The organism is Sinosporangium siamense (genome assembly GCF_016863435.1).
Classification (GTDB): Bacteria; Actinomycetota; Actinomycetes; order Streptosporangiales; family Streptosporangiaceae; genus Sinosporangium; species Sinosporangium siamense.
The window spans coordinates 67,882-83,945 of record NZ_BOOW01000029.1; the positions used below are offsets into that span (position 1 = coordinate 67,882).

General features: G+C 71.2%; 14 protein-coding genes. 7 read left to right on the forward strand and 7 right to left on the reverse strand.

Going from position 1 to position 16,064, the window contains the following annotated elements; genetic code table 11:
* Positions 1-1,047: 1,047 nt before the first annotated feature.
* Positions 1,048-1,929: an Ig domain-containing protein gene (locus tag Ssi02_RS22485; RefSeq protein ID WP_239129375.1), complete on the forward strand. Its 882-nt coding sequence runs from the start codon at positions 1,048-1,050 to the stop codon at positions 1,927-1,929.
* 46 nt (positions 1,930-1,975) lie between these two features.
* Here the strand turns inward: Ssi02_RS22485 and Ssi02_RS22490 are convergent, their stop codons facing one another.
* From Ssi02_RS22490 to Ssi02_RS22500, 3 genes are all read right to left on the reverse strand, one after another.
* Positions 1,976-2,164 carry a hypothetical protein gene (locus Ssi02_RS22490; RefSeq protein ID WP_204028805.1) on the reverse strand — a complete coding sequence of 63 codons (189 nt, stop codon included), beginning with the start codon at positions 2,162-2,164 and terminating at the stop codon, positions 1,976-1,978.
* 125 nt (positions 2,165-2,289) lie between these two features.
* Positions 2,290-2,664 (reverse strand): reverse transcriptase N-terminal domain-containing protein, encoded by a 375-nt coding sequence (locus tag Ssi02_RS22495; RefSeq protein WP_204028807.1) that lies wholly within the window; start codon positions 2,662-2,664, stop codon positions 2,290-2,292.
* Between the two features lie 756 nt (positions 2,665-3,420).
* Positions 3,421-4,095, reverse strand: a complete 675-nt coding sequence (locus Ssi02_RS22500) for a WD40 repeat domain-containing protein (RefSeq protein ID WP_275410734.1) — start codon at positions 4,093-4,095, stop codon at positions 3,421-3,423.
* A gap of 86 nt (positions 4,096-4,181) precedes the next feature.
* On the opposite strand from Ssi02_RS22500, the gene Ssi02_RS22505 reads away from it, so the two are divergent.
* Complete coding sequence (locus Ssi02_RS22505) at positions 4,182-4,475, forward strand: hypothetical protein (protein ID WP_204028811.1); 294 nt, start codon at positions 4,182-4,184, stop codon at positions 4,473-4,475.
* A 23-nt stretch (positions 4,476-4,498) separates the two neighbouring features.
* Here Ssi02_RS22505 and Ssi02_RS22510 read toward each other — a convergent pair whose 3' ends face one another.
* The gene (locus tag Ssi02_RS22510; RefSeq protein ID WP_204028813.1) at positions 4,499-5,137 is read right to left on the reverse strand and encodes a TetR/AcrR family transcriptional regulator; all 639 of its coding nucleotides are present in this window, start codon (positions 5,135-5,137) and stop codon (positions 4,499-4,501) included.
* A gap of 311 nt (positions 5,138-5,448) precedes the next feature.
* Here Ssi02_RS22510 and Ssi02_RS22515 point away from each other — a divergent pair, with 311 nt between their 5' ends.
* Both Ssi02_RS22515 and fdhF read left to right on the forward strand, forming a co-directional pair.
* A complete protein-coding gene (locus Ssi02_RS22515) occupies positions 5,449-7,113 on the forward strand; it encodes an NADH-ubiquinone oxidoreductase-F iron-sulfur binding region domain-containing protein (RefSeq protein WP_204028915.1) in 1,665 nt (554 codons plus the stop codon).
* On the forward strand, positions 7,110-9,776 hold the full coding sequence (gene fdhF / locus Ssi02_RS22520) for a formate dehydrogenase subunit alpha (protein WP_239129378.1): 2,667 nt from the start codon (positions 7,110-7,112) through the stop codon (positions 9,774-9,776). Before Ssi02_RS22515 ends, fdhF begins: the two co-directional genes overlap by 4 nt.
* 3 nt (positions 9,777-9,779) lie before the next feature.
* Here the strand turns inward: fdhF and Ssi02_RS22525 are convergent, their stop codons facing one another.
* Positions 9,780-12,401, reverse strand: coding sequence for a bifunctional acetate--CoA ligase family protein/GNAT family N-acetyltransferase (locus Ssi02_RS22525; protein ID WP_239129387.1), 2,622 nt, complete (start codon positions 12,399-12,401; stop codon positions 9,780-9,782).
* Positions 12,402-12,614: 213 nt separating this feature from the next.
* On the opposite strand from Ssi02_RS22525, the gene Ssi02_RS22530 reads away from it, so the two are divergent.
* From Ssi02_RS22530 to Ssi02_RS22540, 3 genes are all read left to right on the forward strand, one after another.
* The gene (locus Ssi02_RS22530) at positions 12,615-12,890 is read left to right on the forward strand and encodes a hypothetical protein (protein ID WP_204028825.1); all 276 of its coding nucleotides are present in this window, start codon (positions 12,615-12,617) and stop codon (positions 12,888-12,890) included.
* Positions 12,887-13,315, forward strand: coding sequence for a hypothetical protein (locus tag Ssi02_RS22535; RefSeq protein WP_204028827.1), 429 nt, complete (start codon positions 12,887-12,889; stop codon positions 13,313-13,315). The genes Ssi02_RS22530 and Ssi02_RS22535 overlap by 4 nt, the downstream gene beginning before the upstream one ends.
* Positions 13,316-13,451: 136 nt before the next feature.
* Positions 13,452-13,859, forward strand: a complete 408-nt coding sequence (locus tag Ssi02_RS22540; protein ID WP_239129391.1) for an ArsR/SmtB family transcription factor — start codon at positions 13,452-13,454, stop codon at positions 13,857-13,859.
* Between the two features lie 32 nt (positions 13,860-13,891).
* Here Ssi02_RS22540 and Ssi02_RS22545 read toward each other — a convergent pair whose 3' ends face one another.
* Complete coding sequence (locus tag Ssi02_RS22545) at positions 13,892-14,566, reverse strand: response regulator (RefSeq protein ID WP_204028831.1); 675 nt, start codon at positions 14,564-14,566, stop codon at positions 13,892-13,894.
* Positions 14,563-15,753 (reverse strand): sensor histidine kinase, encoded by a 1,191-nt coding sequence (locus Ssi02_RS22550; protein WP_204028833.1) that lies wholly within the window; start codon positions 15,751-15,753, stop codon positions 14,563-14,565. Before Ssi02_RS22550 ends, Ssi02_RS22545 begins: the two co-directional genes overlap by 4 nt.
* Positions 15,754-16,064 lie beyond the last annotated feature (311 nt).

Sequence of the window (16,064 nt, forward strand, 5' to 3'; positions counted from 1 at the left end):
ACCCCGGGGTGCCGGTCACCGCCGGCACCACCGCCGCACCCGCGATGCCGACCTGCGCGTGCAGGCGCTCCAGCAGTTCCTCGCGCAGTTGGAAGCCGGGCGGCGGGGCGGGGATGTCGCCCTCCACGACCTGCCCGCGCCGGGGCGACGCGCCGTCGTTGATGTGCACGTCGCCGTCCACGCGGCCGATCTGCAGCAGGTGGCCGTAGACGGGGTGCCCTCGATCGACAGGCGGTGCGGAAGGTCGCTCCCGGCACCGCTTGCGCCCGTCACCGCACCGCCTCCGCAACCCGGCGGATCGGCCGCCGCATATGTGGCATACGCCCATGGTCGGACGCGGCCGCGCACACCGGAAACGAAGATGCCGAACCGAAACCGCTCCCGGCCGGGACGGGGGCCTGAAGGAACATAAAGCCCGGAAATAGTGATATGTACGCGTTGCAATGACTAACCCCAGATAAGGAACATTATCAAGAGCCAGAATCGGAAGGGCATAAACGGTCAAGACAAGGGCGGCTGGCCGCCGGGGCACCGGGGCTGAGCTGCGTCGACAACCGACCGTAAGAGAAGCAAAAGAGTTGTTCGTAGTCACTGGCGCATAGCCGGTCATCCGCGGCTCGACCCCCATTCCCGGTAGTTGGGCGATCGACCAAGAAAGCGGGGTCGCGCGCGGGGAAGTTTCCCGTCTGGGGTGTTAACAACTTTTTCGCCCGGACTGTCACGATGATAATGTGAGTGATCATTATTGCCGCATTGTCTGAGGCCCCGTAGCAAACGGCGGAAATCCAACGGATTAAGGCCTGACCTGCGGGTTCTCGCGTTCCACGGTTCTCGTTGATCGTCTCTGCTAGGGGGAGACCCGGAGAAACACGTGAAGCGCTAGTCGAAGACGGCGGCTTGCTCGGCTGTGCCGGCACCTCGGCGTTCGCCGCCGTGGCCGACATGACCCCCGAGCACGCTTCCGAACTGCTGGAAGACGCCACCTCCCGGTCCGGGCTCTCACCCATTGCTGACGCCGATGTCCCGTGAGAACATCCAGCGATGCGTGTGAAACTGTTATTTCGCAATGGATCGCGCCATCTCCTGACCCTGGTCGCGGTCGCCCTCTGCATCGCATCCCTGGGCCTGGTCACCCCGGCATCCGCCGCCGTTCCCGACGGCGACAACTGCTGGTGGGTCGCGCCGGGCAGCCCGCCGAGCAAGAGCGACACCTACAGTGGGACGGCCCAGTGCGACGGCCCAGTCGACGCCACCCCGGCATCCGCCGCCGTTCCCGACGGCCACATCTGCTGGTGGGTCGCGCCGGGCAGCCCACCGAGCAAGACCGACGCCAAGACCGTCAACTACAGCGCGACGGTCCAGTGCGACGGTCCAGTGCGCCGCATCGACCTCACTGTGGAGCTGCTCTACCACGGGCTGGTCCTCGGCCCCGGCGTAACCGTGAGCGGCCGCACCGAGGTTTGGCAGAACACCACCGTGACCCCCGTGTTCGGCATCGGCGCCCCCAGCCCGGGCGCGGTCTGCGAGTCAGGCTATTACTCGGGCCGGGCGACCGCCACGGTCCAATACCTGTCGGGGTATCCGGAGTTCATCACCCGATCGACGGGGTCTGATCCGGTATTGCTCGACTGCCCGCCGCCGGACCTCCCCACCCCCTCGCCGGCGATGACGGTCGTCAACCCGGGCACCCAGGTCACGTTCCTCCCGGACAGCGTGATGCTGCAGATGCAGGCCACCGGCGGGAGCGGGTCCTACACCTGGTCGGCGACCGGTCTGCCGCCCGGGCTGACCATCGGCACGACCGGCTGGATCACCGGCACGCCCCACACGGTAGGAAGCTACAACGTCACGGTCACGGCCGTCGGCGGCGGCCAGGCAAGCACCACCTTCACCTGGCGCGTCCAGCGCGAGGTCTGCCCCACCTGCTGACCTTCTGCCCCCAAAGGAAAGTCATCACTGTCCTCCACTTGCCCCCTCACCATGAGGGGGCAAGTGTGTTTTCGCCGCCGATCCCGGCAGCGAGCTGGTCACCGTCTTGGACTGGTAGCCGCGGTGCGGTGGCGGGGCGGGGCAGGCTGAGGCGGGCGCCGGACAAGCCCGCCACCCGCTCCAGCCATGCCCGTATCGCCGGCGGCACGCCCGCCGGGTCTTCCCCTGCGGCCATCCGGGCCTCCTGGGATACTTGGCAGCTCCGGTCTGGCCGGAACCCATACGATCGGGGTTCGAACCGAGCCTCCCACTCAGGTTCCAGCGCGTTACGGACCTGTGCCTGATGACATCAGTCCGTGATCATCGGAATGCCGAGTGGGCGGAGCTTGGCGGGGTTGCCGGATTTCGGGATGTGCACCCGCCTGACCGCGTGCGGCTTCCAGGAACCGATCGTGTCTCGGCCCTGGCCTCGGAGGTCAGCGAGACCTCCCCGTCGATGCCCGCGGTCTTGCGGCCAGCGTTACGCTGCGTCACCTGCCGCACGCTCGTGAACGTGTTGGCCCGGCTCTGCAGCATCAGTTTCTGGAGGTTTCTGGCCTTAGGCCGGTCCTCTTCCTGAGCCGCCTCGAAGATCCTGCAACGCAGCCGCCGTACCTGCTCTTCCTGCGCCCGCCAGTCGATGGTCTCCCACTTCTCGGCGTCCAGGCGCAGCAGGTCCTCGAGTCCGTTCACCATGTGGCGTCCAACTTGTCCCTTGGTTCCAGCGGAGACGGTGCTTCGTCGTCAAAGGCTCACCAGTTCACGTCAGCGCCCTTTCGGGGCCGGGCACCGTGCCCGGTGTCCGGCCGGTTATTCGAGACCGTCGCTGGAGGAGGCGACCTTGCCGTCCCGGTTTCCCGCTGCCTTTCGGCCGCTGGCCTTGGCTTGTTGGGCATCCTGTTCCCGCCGGGGAGTTCAGCTCTCCTCGCGGTCGGCTTACCGCTCTGGTCGGACCTGGAGCGGACCCCGACGGGGTTTCCATGTTCCGCACGCATGAGACACGGCTGGGGTTGGGCGTCCTCTGTACCCCGGGGGCAACGTGTCTGCACGGTCCGGGTTCGGTCCCCGGCCGCCGTTCGCCGCCTTCCAACGGCTCGGCCCCTGTTCACCACGGTCGGCGTCCCTCCCGCAGTGTGGTCATGACGAGGCATCGGCAAGGATTCACGGTCGTTCGCCCTTCCAGCCTTCCCCTCGCCTGTGGTCCGCGGACGGAACGGCACTCTTGGGCTTTCCTCTGGGCTCCGCACCCCACGGTTACCCGCGACGCACGCCAGAGCAGGGACAGGTCTCAGACACTGACCTGATCACGGTCCCGGCATCGCCGGGCCTCCTTTCTCGTGCTCACTCACAACATGCGACTTCATGTCGCAACCGAACGTGTCCCTAGCCGCCAAGCAGCGGGAGGGCGAGCAGCAGTGGAACGGTCGGTGCGTTACCAAGACGCGCCTAGCCTTATTGCTGGAACCAGGGCCTTCGCCCATCCAGGCCCTGCTGAGCACAGATCTGCCGGTAAGGCTCGTCCGGTATGTACTGCTGCCATTCCTGCATGGTGAGGGAACACTGCGCGAACTCGCACACCGCGCTGAACGGATCATAGGGCAGGCGGACACTCCACAGGTGGATGTACTCGTCCTCCCCCGCGGTGGCGATGGCGGTGCCGTCCGGGTTGAAGGCCACCCTCGTGACCGGACCGGTGTGGCCGGTGAGAGGAGCGCCGATCAGACGGCGTGTGGCGAGGTCCCACATAAGGGTGCCGTCCTCGGTTGCCGCCGCGAGGATGGTGCCGCGCGGTCCGAACGCGACCCAGTTCACAGGACCGCTGTGCCCGGTCAGCGGGGGTGTCGTCAGACGGCGGCCGGCCCTGTCCCACAGCCGGATGCCGTCATCCCCGCCCGTGGCCAGGAGCTTGCCGTCCGGCCTGAACGCCACGCTCACCACGGACCGATGGTGGCCGATCAGCGGTGCGCCGAGAGGGCGGTGCGAGGCGACGTCCCACAACCGGAGGCTGTAGTCGGCACCGCCGCTCGCGAGTACGGTGCCGTCCGGGCTGAACGCCACCGCGTACACGGTCCCGGGGTGAGCGGTAAGCGGCGCCCCGAACTGCCGGCGAGCGGTCGGGTCCCACAACCGACAAGCGGGACGCCCGGCTCAAGTTCGCGGAATGCATGCGGGCGAACGGCGTCCCGATGGAGGACCCCGCCCCGGATGGCCCGGTGTCGATCAAGGGAGGCCCGGGCGACGGGGCAAAGCTCCAGGCCGCTCAGCAGAAGTGTTCTCCCATCCTGGCCCAGGTGCTCGGCGAGGGCGTGGGCAGGATGGACGCCGGGGAACATGACCGGCTGGTGCGATATGCCCAGTGCATGCGGGAGGACGGCATCCCCATGAAGGACCCCACGACCAACGGCCAGGTCCAGCTCAACGTCCCCCCGTGCACCCCGGAGTCGACGGTGAAGCGGGCCGCCGAAACCTGCAAGCAGCACGCGCCGGAGATCCCGACCCCTCCCTGAGGTACGGCTACCTCAGGGAGGGGTCACAGTCCGCGTTCCACCATGTCCAGCAGCAGCCGTGTGGTCTCGTCGGCCTGATCCGGCTGGACGGCGCGCAGGGGGCCGTCGACGAGCAGTACGGCCAGGCCGTGCACCGCGGACCAGGCCAGGAACTCCGCGCCCGGACGCCGTGCGGCGGGCAGGACGCCGCACGCCACCAGGTCGTCCAGTGCCGCGCCGAGCAGTTGGAACGGCGTGAGCCCGCCTGCCCCAGCGGATTCGGCGGCCTCGGCCGCGGTCATGTCGAGGCGGCCGTAGAACGCCGCGCGGAACAGCCCCGGCTCGGTGCGGGCGAAGCGCAGGTAGCCGGTGCCGACGGCGCGGAACCGGGCGCGGGCGGCCTCGGCCGGGCCGGTAGAGGGGGGCAGAGTCGCCTGTTCGGCTTCCATGGTGTGGGCGAGTTCGCCCATCGCGGCCAGGGAGACGGCGTGCACGAGGGCGTCCCGGTCGCTGAAGTGCCGGTAGGCGGCGTTGGCCGCCACGCCCGCGCGCCGGGTGGCCTCCCGCAGCACCACCGCGTCGTGCCCGCCGGCGCGTGCCAGTTCAAGCCCTGCCTCCAGGAGGGCTTGGCGCAGGTTCCCGTGCCGGTAGGTGCTGCGCCGCACCGGATCGGCAGACGTCATGGCCCCCCTTCCGGTCAATGTGGACGGCATCCACATTGGAGTGTAGTGTGGGCGCCGCCCCTCAATTGTGGACAATGTCCACAATTGCCGCTGAGCACCCGCCGATCGGTCACGGGGACACCGACCGGCGGCCGTTCCGGAAGAACCTCGGCCGAGCGACCGTGGGGGCCGCTCGGAAAGGTGGGGGAGCGCCGAGGTCGTCTCTTTGGAGCGGCTCAAAAGTCCGTCAAGAGATGACCGTCCTCCTTGGGCGCGCGGCCCGGTACTCGGAAGATTGGGAACCGGGATCGTGCACCGACGGGGCGGTCGTGATGGAGCACAGGGACACAGGCGACCGGTTCGACGCCTTCCGGGCGCTGGCCGACCGGCGGGGGCGGCCCGGCGTCCGGCTGATCGAGGCGCTGGAGGAGGCCACCTCCGGCGCGCCGGAGGTGGCCAGGGGCTTCGGTCTGCCGGCCGCCGCCGGTCTGGGGCCGGCCACGTTCTACGCCGACCTGAGCCACCGCCGCGGGGAGCGCCACGTCCGGATCTGCACCGCGGCGGCGTGTTTCGCGGCGCAGCACGGGCGGCACCTCACCGACGTCGAGCACGCGCTCGGTGTCACGGCCGATCAAGCGCCGGGACCCGAGGCGGCGGCCTCCCTGCGCACGGTGCGCTGCCTGGGCTACTGCTACGCAGGCCCCGCCTGCCTGGACGGCGAGACGCCCTGCACCGGGCCGGACCTCGCCGGTCAGCTCACCGGTCGTGTGCCGCCGCACGCTCCGCCGATCCCGGTGTCCGACACGACGGGCGACCCCGTCGTGCTCGCCGGGATCGTCACAGGGCAGCCGCCCTGGCAGATGTGGCCGCAGATCCTGGCCGAGAGCACCCCTGAGCGGGTGCGGGCGGAGGTGGCGGCCTCCGGCCTGCGGGGACGCGGGGGAGCGGGATACCCGGTGGCCGCCAAGTGGGCCGCGACAAGCGGATCCCCGGACAGCGTCGTGATCGCCAACGGCGACGAGGGCGATCCCGGCTCCTTCGCCGACCGCCTGCTGATGGAGCGTGATCCGGGGCGGGTGCTGGAGGGCCTCGCGCTGGCCTGCTTCGCCTGTGGCGCACGGCGCGCGGTCGTCCTCGTGCGCTCCGAATACCCCGAGGCGGTCACACGCATGAGGGCGGCGGTCGAGACCGCTTACGCGGACGGGCACCTGGGACACTGCGTCCACGGCAGCACGACGAGTCTGGACGTCGACGTGGTGCGGGGCGCCGGGTCCTATGTCGCGGGGGAGGAGACCGCGCTCATCGCAGGGCTGGAGGGCGGCCGGGGCTGCGCCCGCCCCCGCCCGCCATACCCGACCCGCCGCGGGTTGTGGGACGCACCGACCGTGGTCAACAACGTGGAGACGCTGGCCGCCGTCCCCTGGATCGTCCGGCACGGCGGAGCCGCCTACGCCGCACGCGGCACCGCGCGGGAAACCGGCACCAAGCTCGTCTGCCTCTCGGAGCGCTTCGCCAACCCTGGTTGCCATGAGGTCGAAATAGGCACGTCCCTGCGGTGGATCGCCGACGAGGTCGGCGGCGGGCTTCGCGGGGGCGCCGAGCCGGCGGTGCTGCAGGTGGGGGGACCGCTGGGCGGGTTCCTGGCCGCCGGAGAGCTCGACGTGCCGCTGACCGAGGCGGATCTGGCCCGGCGCGGAGCCGCCCTGGGCCACGCCGGCGTGGTCGCCTTCGACTGGGAGACACCGCCGATTGAGGTGCTGCGCCACGTGTGGGCCTTCGCCGCCGCGGAGAGCTGCGGAGCCTGCTCACCGTGCCGCGTCGGCTCCCGCAAGGGCCTGGAGCTGGTCTCGTCCGGCGATCCACCCGGCGAGGAATACGCCCGCGTGCTGCACGTGATGGCCGGGGCGAGCCTGTGCGCGTTCGGGCAGCGGGTGCCCCCGGCGGTGCGCAGCCTCGCCCGCGCCTACGGCGACCGCCTGCGGGGGTGGGCCCTGTGAGGGTCGTCGTAGACGGCACACCCGTGTCCCTGCCCGAGGGCGCCACGGTGTTGTCCGCCGTCCGCGCGGCCGGCATCGGTCTGCCGGCGCTGTGCGACGACGACCGCCTCACCCCGGCCGGTTCGTGCCGGGCCTGCCTGGCCCGCCTAGACGGGCGTGTGGTGGCCGCGTGTGTGACCCCGGCCGTGGACGGCGCGCGGGTCGAGGTCGAGCGCGACGACCTGCGCCTGCTGCGGCGCGAGGCCGTGGAGCTGATCGTCTCGGTGCTGCCGCCCCGTGCCCTGGCCGGCGGGCCCGAGATCAGCGAGCTGGCGCGCGTCTGCCACTCGCTGGGCATCGGCGCCGGGGCCGCCGCGGGAGACCCCGGGCGAGGCCGTGACGACTCACACCCGTTCGTCCGGCTGGACCGGGACCTGTGCATCGCCTGCGGCCGATGCGTCCGCATGTGCGCCGAGGTCCAGGGCACCTTCGCGCTCACCCTGACCGGCCGAGGAGCCGACACCGTGGTCGCACCCGGCACCGGCGGCCCCTGGGCCGAGTCCGACTGCGTGTCCTGCGGCGGCTGCGTGGACACCTGCCCCACCGGCGCGCTCACCGAACCCGGCCTGCCGCTCGGCACGGCCTTGCCCAGGCTTGGCCACACCCGGACGACCTGCGGCTATTGCGGTGTCGGCTGCGCGCTGGACGTCCTCACCTCAGATGGTGAGGTGACCGCCGTCCGCCCCGCGGCCGACGGCCCGGTCAACCGGGGACACGCCTGTGTCAAAGGGCGCTTCGCCCACGGCTATCTGCGTTCGGGCGATCGGCTCACCCGGCCGCTGCTTCGCCGCGGCGGCCGTCTGGAGCCGGTGGATTGGGACGAGGCACTCGGCCACATCGCCGAAGGGCTGCGCGCGGCTGTCGCCCAGGGCGGGCCCGACGCGGTGGCGGCCATCTCCTCGGCCAGGGCCACCAACGAGGAAAACTACCTGATCCAGAAGTTCATGCGCGCCGGGATCGGCACCAACAACGTGGACAACTGCTCCCGGCTGTGCCATTCCCCCTCGGCCGCGGGCCTGACCGCCGCGTTTGGCCTGTCGGGCGGCACCGACACCTTCGACGACGTGGAAAACGCCGACTGCCTGCTCGTCGTCGGCGCCAACCCGATCGAGGCCCACCCCGTGGTCGGCGCCCGGCTGCTCCAGCGGGTCCTGCGTGGCACGCGGCTGATCGTGGCCGACCCGCGCGCCGTGGGGCTGGCCGATCACGCCGACGTTCATCTGCGTCCCCGGCCCGGCACGAACGTGGCGCTGTTCAACGGGCTGGCGCATGTGCTGCTCGCCGAAGGGCTCGTCGACGACGAGTTCCTGCGCCGCCGCGCCGCCGGGCTCGCGGAGCTGACCGCTCTGGTGGCGGACTACCCGCCCGGCCGGGTGGCGGAGATCACCGGCGTCCCTGCGGAGGATCTCGCCGAGGCCGCCCGCTTGTACGGCGAAGCCGCACAGCCGGCCATCGTCTACGGACTCGGCGTCACCGAGCACCTGCACGGCACCGACGGCGTGCGGACGCTGGCCAACCTGGCGATCCTGCGCGGTGCGGCCGGCACCGGACGCGGCTACGGGGTGAACCCCCTGCGGGGCCAGAACAACGTGCAGGGCGCCTCCGACATGGGTGCGCTGCCCGACCTGCTGCCGGGATACGGCAAGGTCACCGACCCCGGCGCGCGCGGCCGGGCGGAGCGGGTGTGGGGCGTCCCCCTGCCGGCGCACCCCGGCCTGCGCATCCCGGAGATGTTCGCCGCCGCACGCTCGGGCGCCCTGCGCGCCCTATGGGTGATCGGCGAAGACGTGTGCGCCACCGACCCCGGCTCCACCGGAGTCGCCGAGGCGCTGGAGGCCTGCCCGCTGGTCGTCTGCCAGGAGCTCTTCCTCTCGGAGACGGCCCGCCGCGCGGACGTGGTGCTGCCGGCGGCCTCCTGGCTGGAGAAGGACGGCACCTTCGTCAACTTCGACCGCAGGTTCCAGCGGGTGCGCCCGGCCGTGCCCGCGCCGGGGCAGGCGCGCGACGACTTCGCCATCGTGCACGCCGTCGCCGCCGCCTGCGGTGTGGACCTGGGTGTGCCCACGCCCGCCGAGGCTCTGGCCGAGTGCGGGCGGGTCGCGCCGATCTTCGCCGGCATCTCCCACGAGCGGCTGGAGCGGGAGGGTGCGCTGGCGTGGCCCTGCCCCGATCCGTACGGCCCGGCGGAGGCCAAGCTCTATCTCGACGGATTCGCCACGCCCGACGGGCTCGCCCATCTCGCCGCCCGCCCCTACCTGCCACCGGGGGAGCAGCCCGACGACACCTACCCGCTGATCCTGATCACCGGACGCCGCTGGGCGCACTACAACTCCGGCAGCATGACCCGGCGCAGCGGCAACATCCGCCTCGACGCTACCGAACGGCTAGACGTGCACCCCGCCGACGCCCGCCGCCACGCCGTGCGCGAGGGCGACCGCGTCACGGTGGAAAGCCGGCACGGCAGGGCCACGATGCGGGTGCGCGTCACCGAGGAGACCGTGCCGGGCCAGGTCTTCTGCGCCTTCCACTTCCCCGAGAGCCACGTCAACGCGCTGACCTCGGGCCACGCCGACACCGACACCTCCTGCCCGGAATACAAGGTCACGGCGGTGCGCCTCCGCTGAGGGTCACCGCAGTTTGCGGAGCATGGGCGAGTCGGGCGGCGAAGCCGGGGCCAGGCGGATGCGGACGTCCACGGCGGTGGCGCCGGTGGGGGTGACGATGACCGGGTTGAGGTCGAGTTCGGCTATCTCGGGGATGTCGTCGAGCAGGTGGCCGAGCCGTACGACCTGTTCGGCCAGGGCGTCGGCGTCGGTGACCGGGCGGCCGCGATAGCCGTGCAGCAGCGGGGCGCAGCGCAGTTCGCCGAGCATGTCGACGGCCTCGGCGAGGGTGATCGGCGGCACGCGGAAGGCGCGGTCGGCCAGCAGGTCGGCGGCGACGCCGCCCATCCCGGCCATGAGCAGGGGGCCGAAGGCGGGATAGTTGACACCCCCCAGGATGATCTCGACGCCCTCGGGGAGCATGCGCTGCACGATCGCGCCGGTCATCGCCGAGCCGAGCGTCTCGGTCATCTCCGCATATGCCTTGCCCACGTCCTCGGCCGTGCGCAGGCCGAGCCGTACACCGCCGATGTCGCTTTTATGCACCAGCCCTGGACCTGTGGCCTTGAGGACGGCAGGCAGACCGGTCTCGGCGGCGGCCCGGACGGCAGCGTCGGAGGAGTCGACCGGCAGGGACGGGGCGTTGTCGATGCGGTAGCACTCCAGCAGCCTGGCGGTGGCCACCTGGTCAAGCCAGCGGCCCTGGGGGTGCTCGGCCAGGTCGCGGCGCACGACGGCGCGTGCGGCGCGAATGTCGGACGCCGCCGTGGGGGTGACCTCCTCCACCGGGCGGGCGCGCCGCTCGGCGTAGTCGGCCGCGCGGCCCAGCGCGGCGGCGGCCTGCTCGGGGAAGGCGTAGGCGGGGACCCGGCCGTCGATGAGCTCGTCGCGGCCGACGAGGCAGGCGAGCACGGTCTTGCCGGCGTCCCTCGTGGCCTCGGCGATGGCCCGGACGGTCTCCTCCAGCCCGGAGCCGAAGGGAGGGGTGTAGACGACCAGCACGGCGTCGACGCCCGGGTCTGCCAGGACCGTCCGCACGGCGTAGCCGATCTCTCCGGCCGTGGCGTCGGCGGTGAGGTCCACCGGGTTGCCCAGCGCGGCCGAGGGGCGGGTGCGTTCGGCCAGCGCGTGCCGGGTGCCGGCGGCGAGTTCGGGTACGGCGAGGCCGTGGCGTTCCATCGCGTCGGCCGCCATGGCCTGGGGGCCGCCGGAGTTGCCGACGACGGCGACCCGCCGCCCGGCGGGGACCGGCTGGGTGGCCAGCAGCCGGGCGGTGTCGATCATGTCCTGCACGCTGTCGTGCCGGATGACGCGCGCGGCCCGCACGAGGGCGTCCACGGCGGTGTCGGGGGTCGCCGCCGCGGCGGTGTGGGATTGTACGGCTCTGCCGCCCGAGCCGGTGCGCCCGCTCTTGACCAGCAGGATCGGCTTGGCGGCGCCGACGCGGCGGGCGATCCTGGCGAACTTGCGCGGGTTGCCGAACGACTCCAGGTACAGCATGATTACGTCGGTCGCGGGGTCGTCCTCCCAGTACTCCAGCAGGTCGTTGCCGCTGACGTCGGCCTTGTTGCCGGTCGAGACGAAGGAGGACACGCCGAGGCCGCACGCGCCGAGCCGGTCGAGCACGGCGGCGGCGATGGCACCGGACTGGGAGATCAGGCCGATGCGGCCGGGGCTGGGCGTGGTGGGGAGGAAGGTGGCGTTGAGGTCGTCGGCGGTGTTGAGGATGCCGAGGCAGTTGGGGCCGACCAGGCGCATGCCGGCCTCCCGGCAGATGCGGAGGAGTTCACGCTCGCTGCCCGCTTTGCCGTTCTCGGCGAAGCCGGAGCTGAGCACGGCGAGGCCACCCACCCCGGCGGCGGCGCAGTCGCGCGCCGCTTCCAGGACGCGCCGGGCGGGGACCGCGATCACGGCCAGGTCCACCGGGCCGGGCATGTGCCGTACGTCGGGATATGCCGTCAGGCCCGCCACCTGGGCGGCGTTGGGGTTGACTGGGTGGATCAGGCCGCTGAAGCCGCCGTCGATCAGGTTGCGCAGCACCTTGTGCCCCGTGCTCGACGGCTCGCGTCCGGCGCCGATCACGGCGACCGAGCGAGGTGTGAGCACACGTGCGAGGGAGGCCCGTTCCGCCTCGTGGTCGCGGGCCTGGATGCGCTCCAATAGCCGTGGCGTCTGGCGCAGCGCGATCGCGATCCTCAACTGGCCCTGGTCGACGGTCCGCTCGACGTCCAGGCCGATGTCGTCGAACACCTTGATCATGGCGGTGTTCTCGAACAGCACGTCGGCGATCAACTCGTGGATGTCGCGGGTGGTGGCGTCCAGGGCGAGGTGTTCGAGCAGCAGCGTGCCGAGCCCTTGGCCGTGCACCGCGTCGTCGAGCAGGATCGCGATGTCGGCCCTGCCGGTGTCCGGGATCGGGATGTACTCCGCCACCGCGACCAGCCGCCCCCGCACGGACGCGACCAAGGCGTGCCCGGCGTAGTCCGGCCCGGTCATCCGGTCGGCGTAGGCGTGGGCGGTGGCCTTGCCGCCGGTGAAGAACCGCAGGTAGGCCGAACGCTCGGAGCTACGCTCGATCAGCTCGTGCAGGGCTGCGCAGTCCTCGGTCCGCAGCGGGCGAATCTGAGCGATACCCCCGTCTCGCAACAGAACATCACACTCGGCATCCACGACTGCTTCCCCTCACAGGCTGATCGGCTGTTCACTTCGACCCTCCTCCAGCCCTCCCACCGCAGATAGGGGCAAAAGTCCTGCGCCAGCCGTACCAGACGACCTCACACCAGTCTGATCCGCTTTGCGGAGCACCGAGACCGCTTAAAGGGCCAGGCAGGTCGGCCACGATGTGGGTATGATCCGGGTATGACTCACAGTGATCCGGCATCCACAGGCGACGAGCCCGTCGGCCGCAAGCCCAAGGTGGCCATCACCGTGGACCCGGAGGTGAAGGCATTCGTCGAGCAGATGGTCGCCTCCGGACAGGCCGACTCCGCCTCCGCGGTCTTCGGTGCGGCGATGCATGAATACATGCACACTCAGCGCCGCCGCCGCACCCTGATCACGGCGAGGGCCGCGCAGGCCGATCCCGCCCGGGTCGCCCGCATGATGGCTCACGTGGAGAGCCAGCGCGACCGGTGACCCGGCACACCCCGACTCCCTACATCCTCGACACCGGCGTCCTCGCCGAGATCGCCCGCGGCGACAGCGACCTGCTCGGCCTCGTGCTGGCCTACGACGCGCAGGGGCAGCCGATGGTCGTGCCCGCCCTGGCCATGGCGGGGGCATCCCTCGCCGTTCGCAGCGCCGAAGGCGACGACCTGCTGGCCGGTCTCGACCTGCTGCCGCAGGTGACCGTCGCCCCGCTGAAGGGCGCCGACCAGGCGACCGCGCTGGCGGCGGTGATCTCCCGCACGGGCCTTGAACCATGGGACGCCCACACCGCGGCGATCGCGGACGTGTCGATCTGCCCGATCCTCACCCTCAACGCCGCACATTGGGCGGAGCCGTCGCGCGCGCTGGACGAGCCGCTCCACATCCGCGAGATCGCCGACCCCGAGGCGTGAAGTACATCGACTTCGAGATCCCCCAGGGGCCGGAGTTCCAGACGGGAGGCGGCGGCATGTACGGCAGTGCCAGGGGCTACCAAGCCGATATGGGATGCCCCGTCGACAAAAGCTACAAAACGAATATGGTTTTCGTGTGAAAAGCACTACCAGCAGCAGTACGACCGCAGTCGAGGCATGTGCGACCCGGGTGGTCGACCCGGAGCGAGTGGAGGCGGTCAGCTCACGCATGCCCGCCGAGAAGGATTTGGCCGACACCGCCGACGTCTTCGGCCTTCTGGCCGATCCCGGACGGCTGAGGCTGCTGCTGGCCCTGCTGGAAGGGGAGCTCTGCGTCTGTGACCTGGCCGTGGTCAGCGGGCTGAGCGAGTCGTCCGCCTCGCACGCGCTGCGGCTGCTGCGCGCGCATCGCGTGGTGGCGGTACGGCGGGCCGGGCGCATGGCGTATTACCGGCTCGACGACGCCCATGTCCGGATGCTTCTCGACCTGGCCGTGGCGCACACCGAGCACACCACGGCCATCCACCCCGAACGCGGCGAGTGACCCTGTGGCCGGCGGCGGGACGCCGCCGCCGGCTATTCGCCGGACCGGGGCACGACCAGGCCGCTCTCGTAGGCGAAGATGATCGCCTGGCCGCGGTCCCGCAGGTTGAGCTTCGCCAGGATCCGGCCGATGTGCGTCTTCACGGTCTGCTCGCCGATCACCAGGGACGCCGCGATCTCGGAATTGGTCAGCCCGCGCGCGATGTGGACCAGCACCTCGGCCTCCCGCCGCGTCAGCATCGACGTCTCCACCGACGGCAGCGGCGGCACCAGCCGTGACCGCATGACCTCGTCGATGAGCCGCTTGGTCACCGACGGCGCCAGCAGCGCGTCGCCCGAGGCCACCACCCGCACGGCGGCGATCAGATCCTGCGGCGGGGCATCTTTGAGCAGGAAACCGCTTGCCCCGGCCCGCAGCGCCTCATACACATATTCGTCCAGGTCGAACGTGGTGAGCATGAGCACGCGCGGCCGATGTCCGCCCGGCGGCGGGTCAAGCAGAAGCTTGGCCGCCCGCAGGCCGTCCATCATCGGCATGCGGACATCCATGAGCACCACGTCGGGACGGAGCCGCCGCGCCTCGGCCACCGCCTGCTCCCCGTTAGCCGCGTCGCCCACGACGTCGAGATCCGGCTCGGCCGCCAGCAGCGCGCCGAACCCGGCACGCACCATCGCGTGGTCGTCGGCTATGAGCACCCGCGTCTTCATCGCTGATTCCGCTCCGGCTCCACGGACACGACCGGCACGGTGGCCTCGACCCGCCAGCCGCCCTTCGGCGTAGGCCCCGCGAGCAACTCGCCTCCCAGCATGTCGGCCCGCTCCCGCATGCCCACCAGACCGTGCCCCGCACCCATCGGCTCCCCGCCGCCCCCAGGCCGGGGGTCGTTCTCGACCACGACCCGCAGCAGCGTGCCGTTGCCCGTCAGCGCCACCCGGGTGGCGGCGCCGGGGGCGTGGCGCAGCACGTTGCTGAGCGCCTCCTGCACGATCCGATAGACCGCCAGCTCCGTGACTCCCGGCAGTGCCGCGGGCAGCCCCGACATCGCCGTCTCGACCGGGGTTCCGGCCCGCCGGGCCGTCTCCACCAGCGCGTCGAGTTGGCCGAGGCCCGGCAGCGGGGCACGCGGAGGCCCCGAGTCGTCGTCGCTGCGGAGCACGCCGAGCAGCCGCCGCATCTCCGCCAGCGACTCGCGCGCCGCCGACCCGATCGAGTCGAACTCGCGCGCCGCCCCGGCCGACACCCCGCCGAGCCTGGTCGGCGCACTCGACGCCTGCACCGCGATCACCGACATGTGGTGGGCCACGACGTCGTGCATCTCCCGCGCGATCCGCGCCCGCTCCTCCAGCAGCTCCCGGCGGGCCCGCTCCACTGCGCTGATCTGCTCCTGCTCGGCCGCGTGAGCCTGGGCGAGCCGGCGCGTGCGCAGATTGTCGCCCACGACCAGGGGAATGAGGGTCAGCACGGCCACTATCTGCAGGATCACCGGCCCCGATATCTCCTCAGAGACACCGCGCGTAACCGTCAGCAGCCCCCCCAGCATGGTCAGGCCCCATATGCCGACCGACTGCCGCCTCGGCCCGCGCAATCCCAGCACGAACAGCGCCCTGAGGTAGACGGCGCTGGGAATCGCCAACCACGGCCACAGGAGCGCGGGCTGCGCGGCGAGGGAGGCCGTGACCAGCATGCCCACGTAGAGGAGCCCCCAGGCTGCCAGCGGCTGACGCCGACAGATCACGATAGGCACAGAACAGGCCGCGGCGAGCGGTAAGACCAATATGGGTGGCATGTGGAAGTCGTTCACCAGCAAGCCCACATTCAGCACGAACATGCAGCACGCGACCACCCACGACACGATTCGCAAGACTTCCGCCCATTTGGCGGTCAAGCGCGACATGCCCCCATGCTAGGCCCGCATCCCCGCAGGCAGATCGTCCGCGAGGCCGACCACACCCCCCTCACCGGGGTACTACACGGAAGGCCGTATCCCCCTGCGGGGTGACAAGGCGGAGAGTACGCCGAAGGCTCGCTGCCTGGCCGATTCTCCCGACAGGCTTGTCCGAGGCGGCTGCGCTCGTTACCGGACATCGGCCGCGGCGATCTGATCCGGTACTTCATCCTGACCCTGCCGACGTATCGATCCGGGCCGTGGGGTGGCCTGGGCCAGGACCTGCCGTTCAACTGGCCGCCTTACCTTGGCTGGGGTTC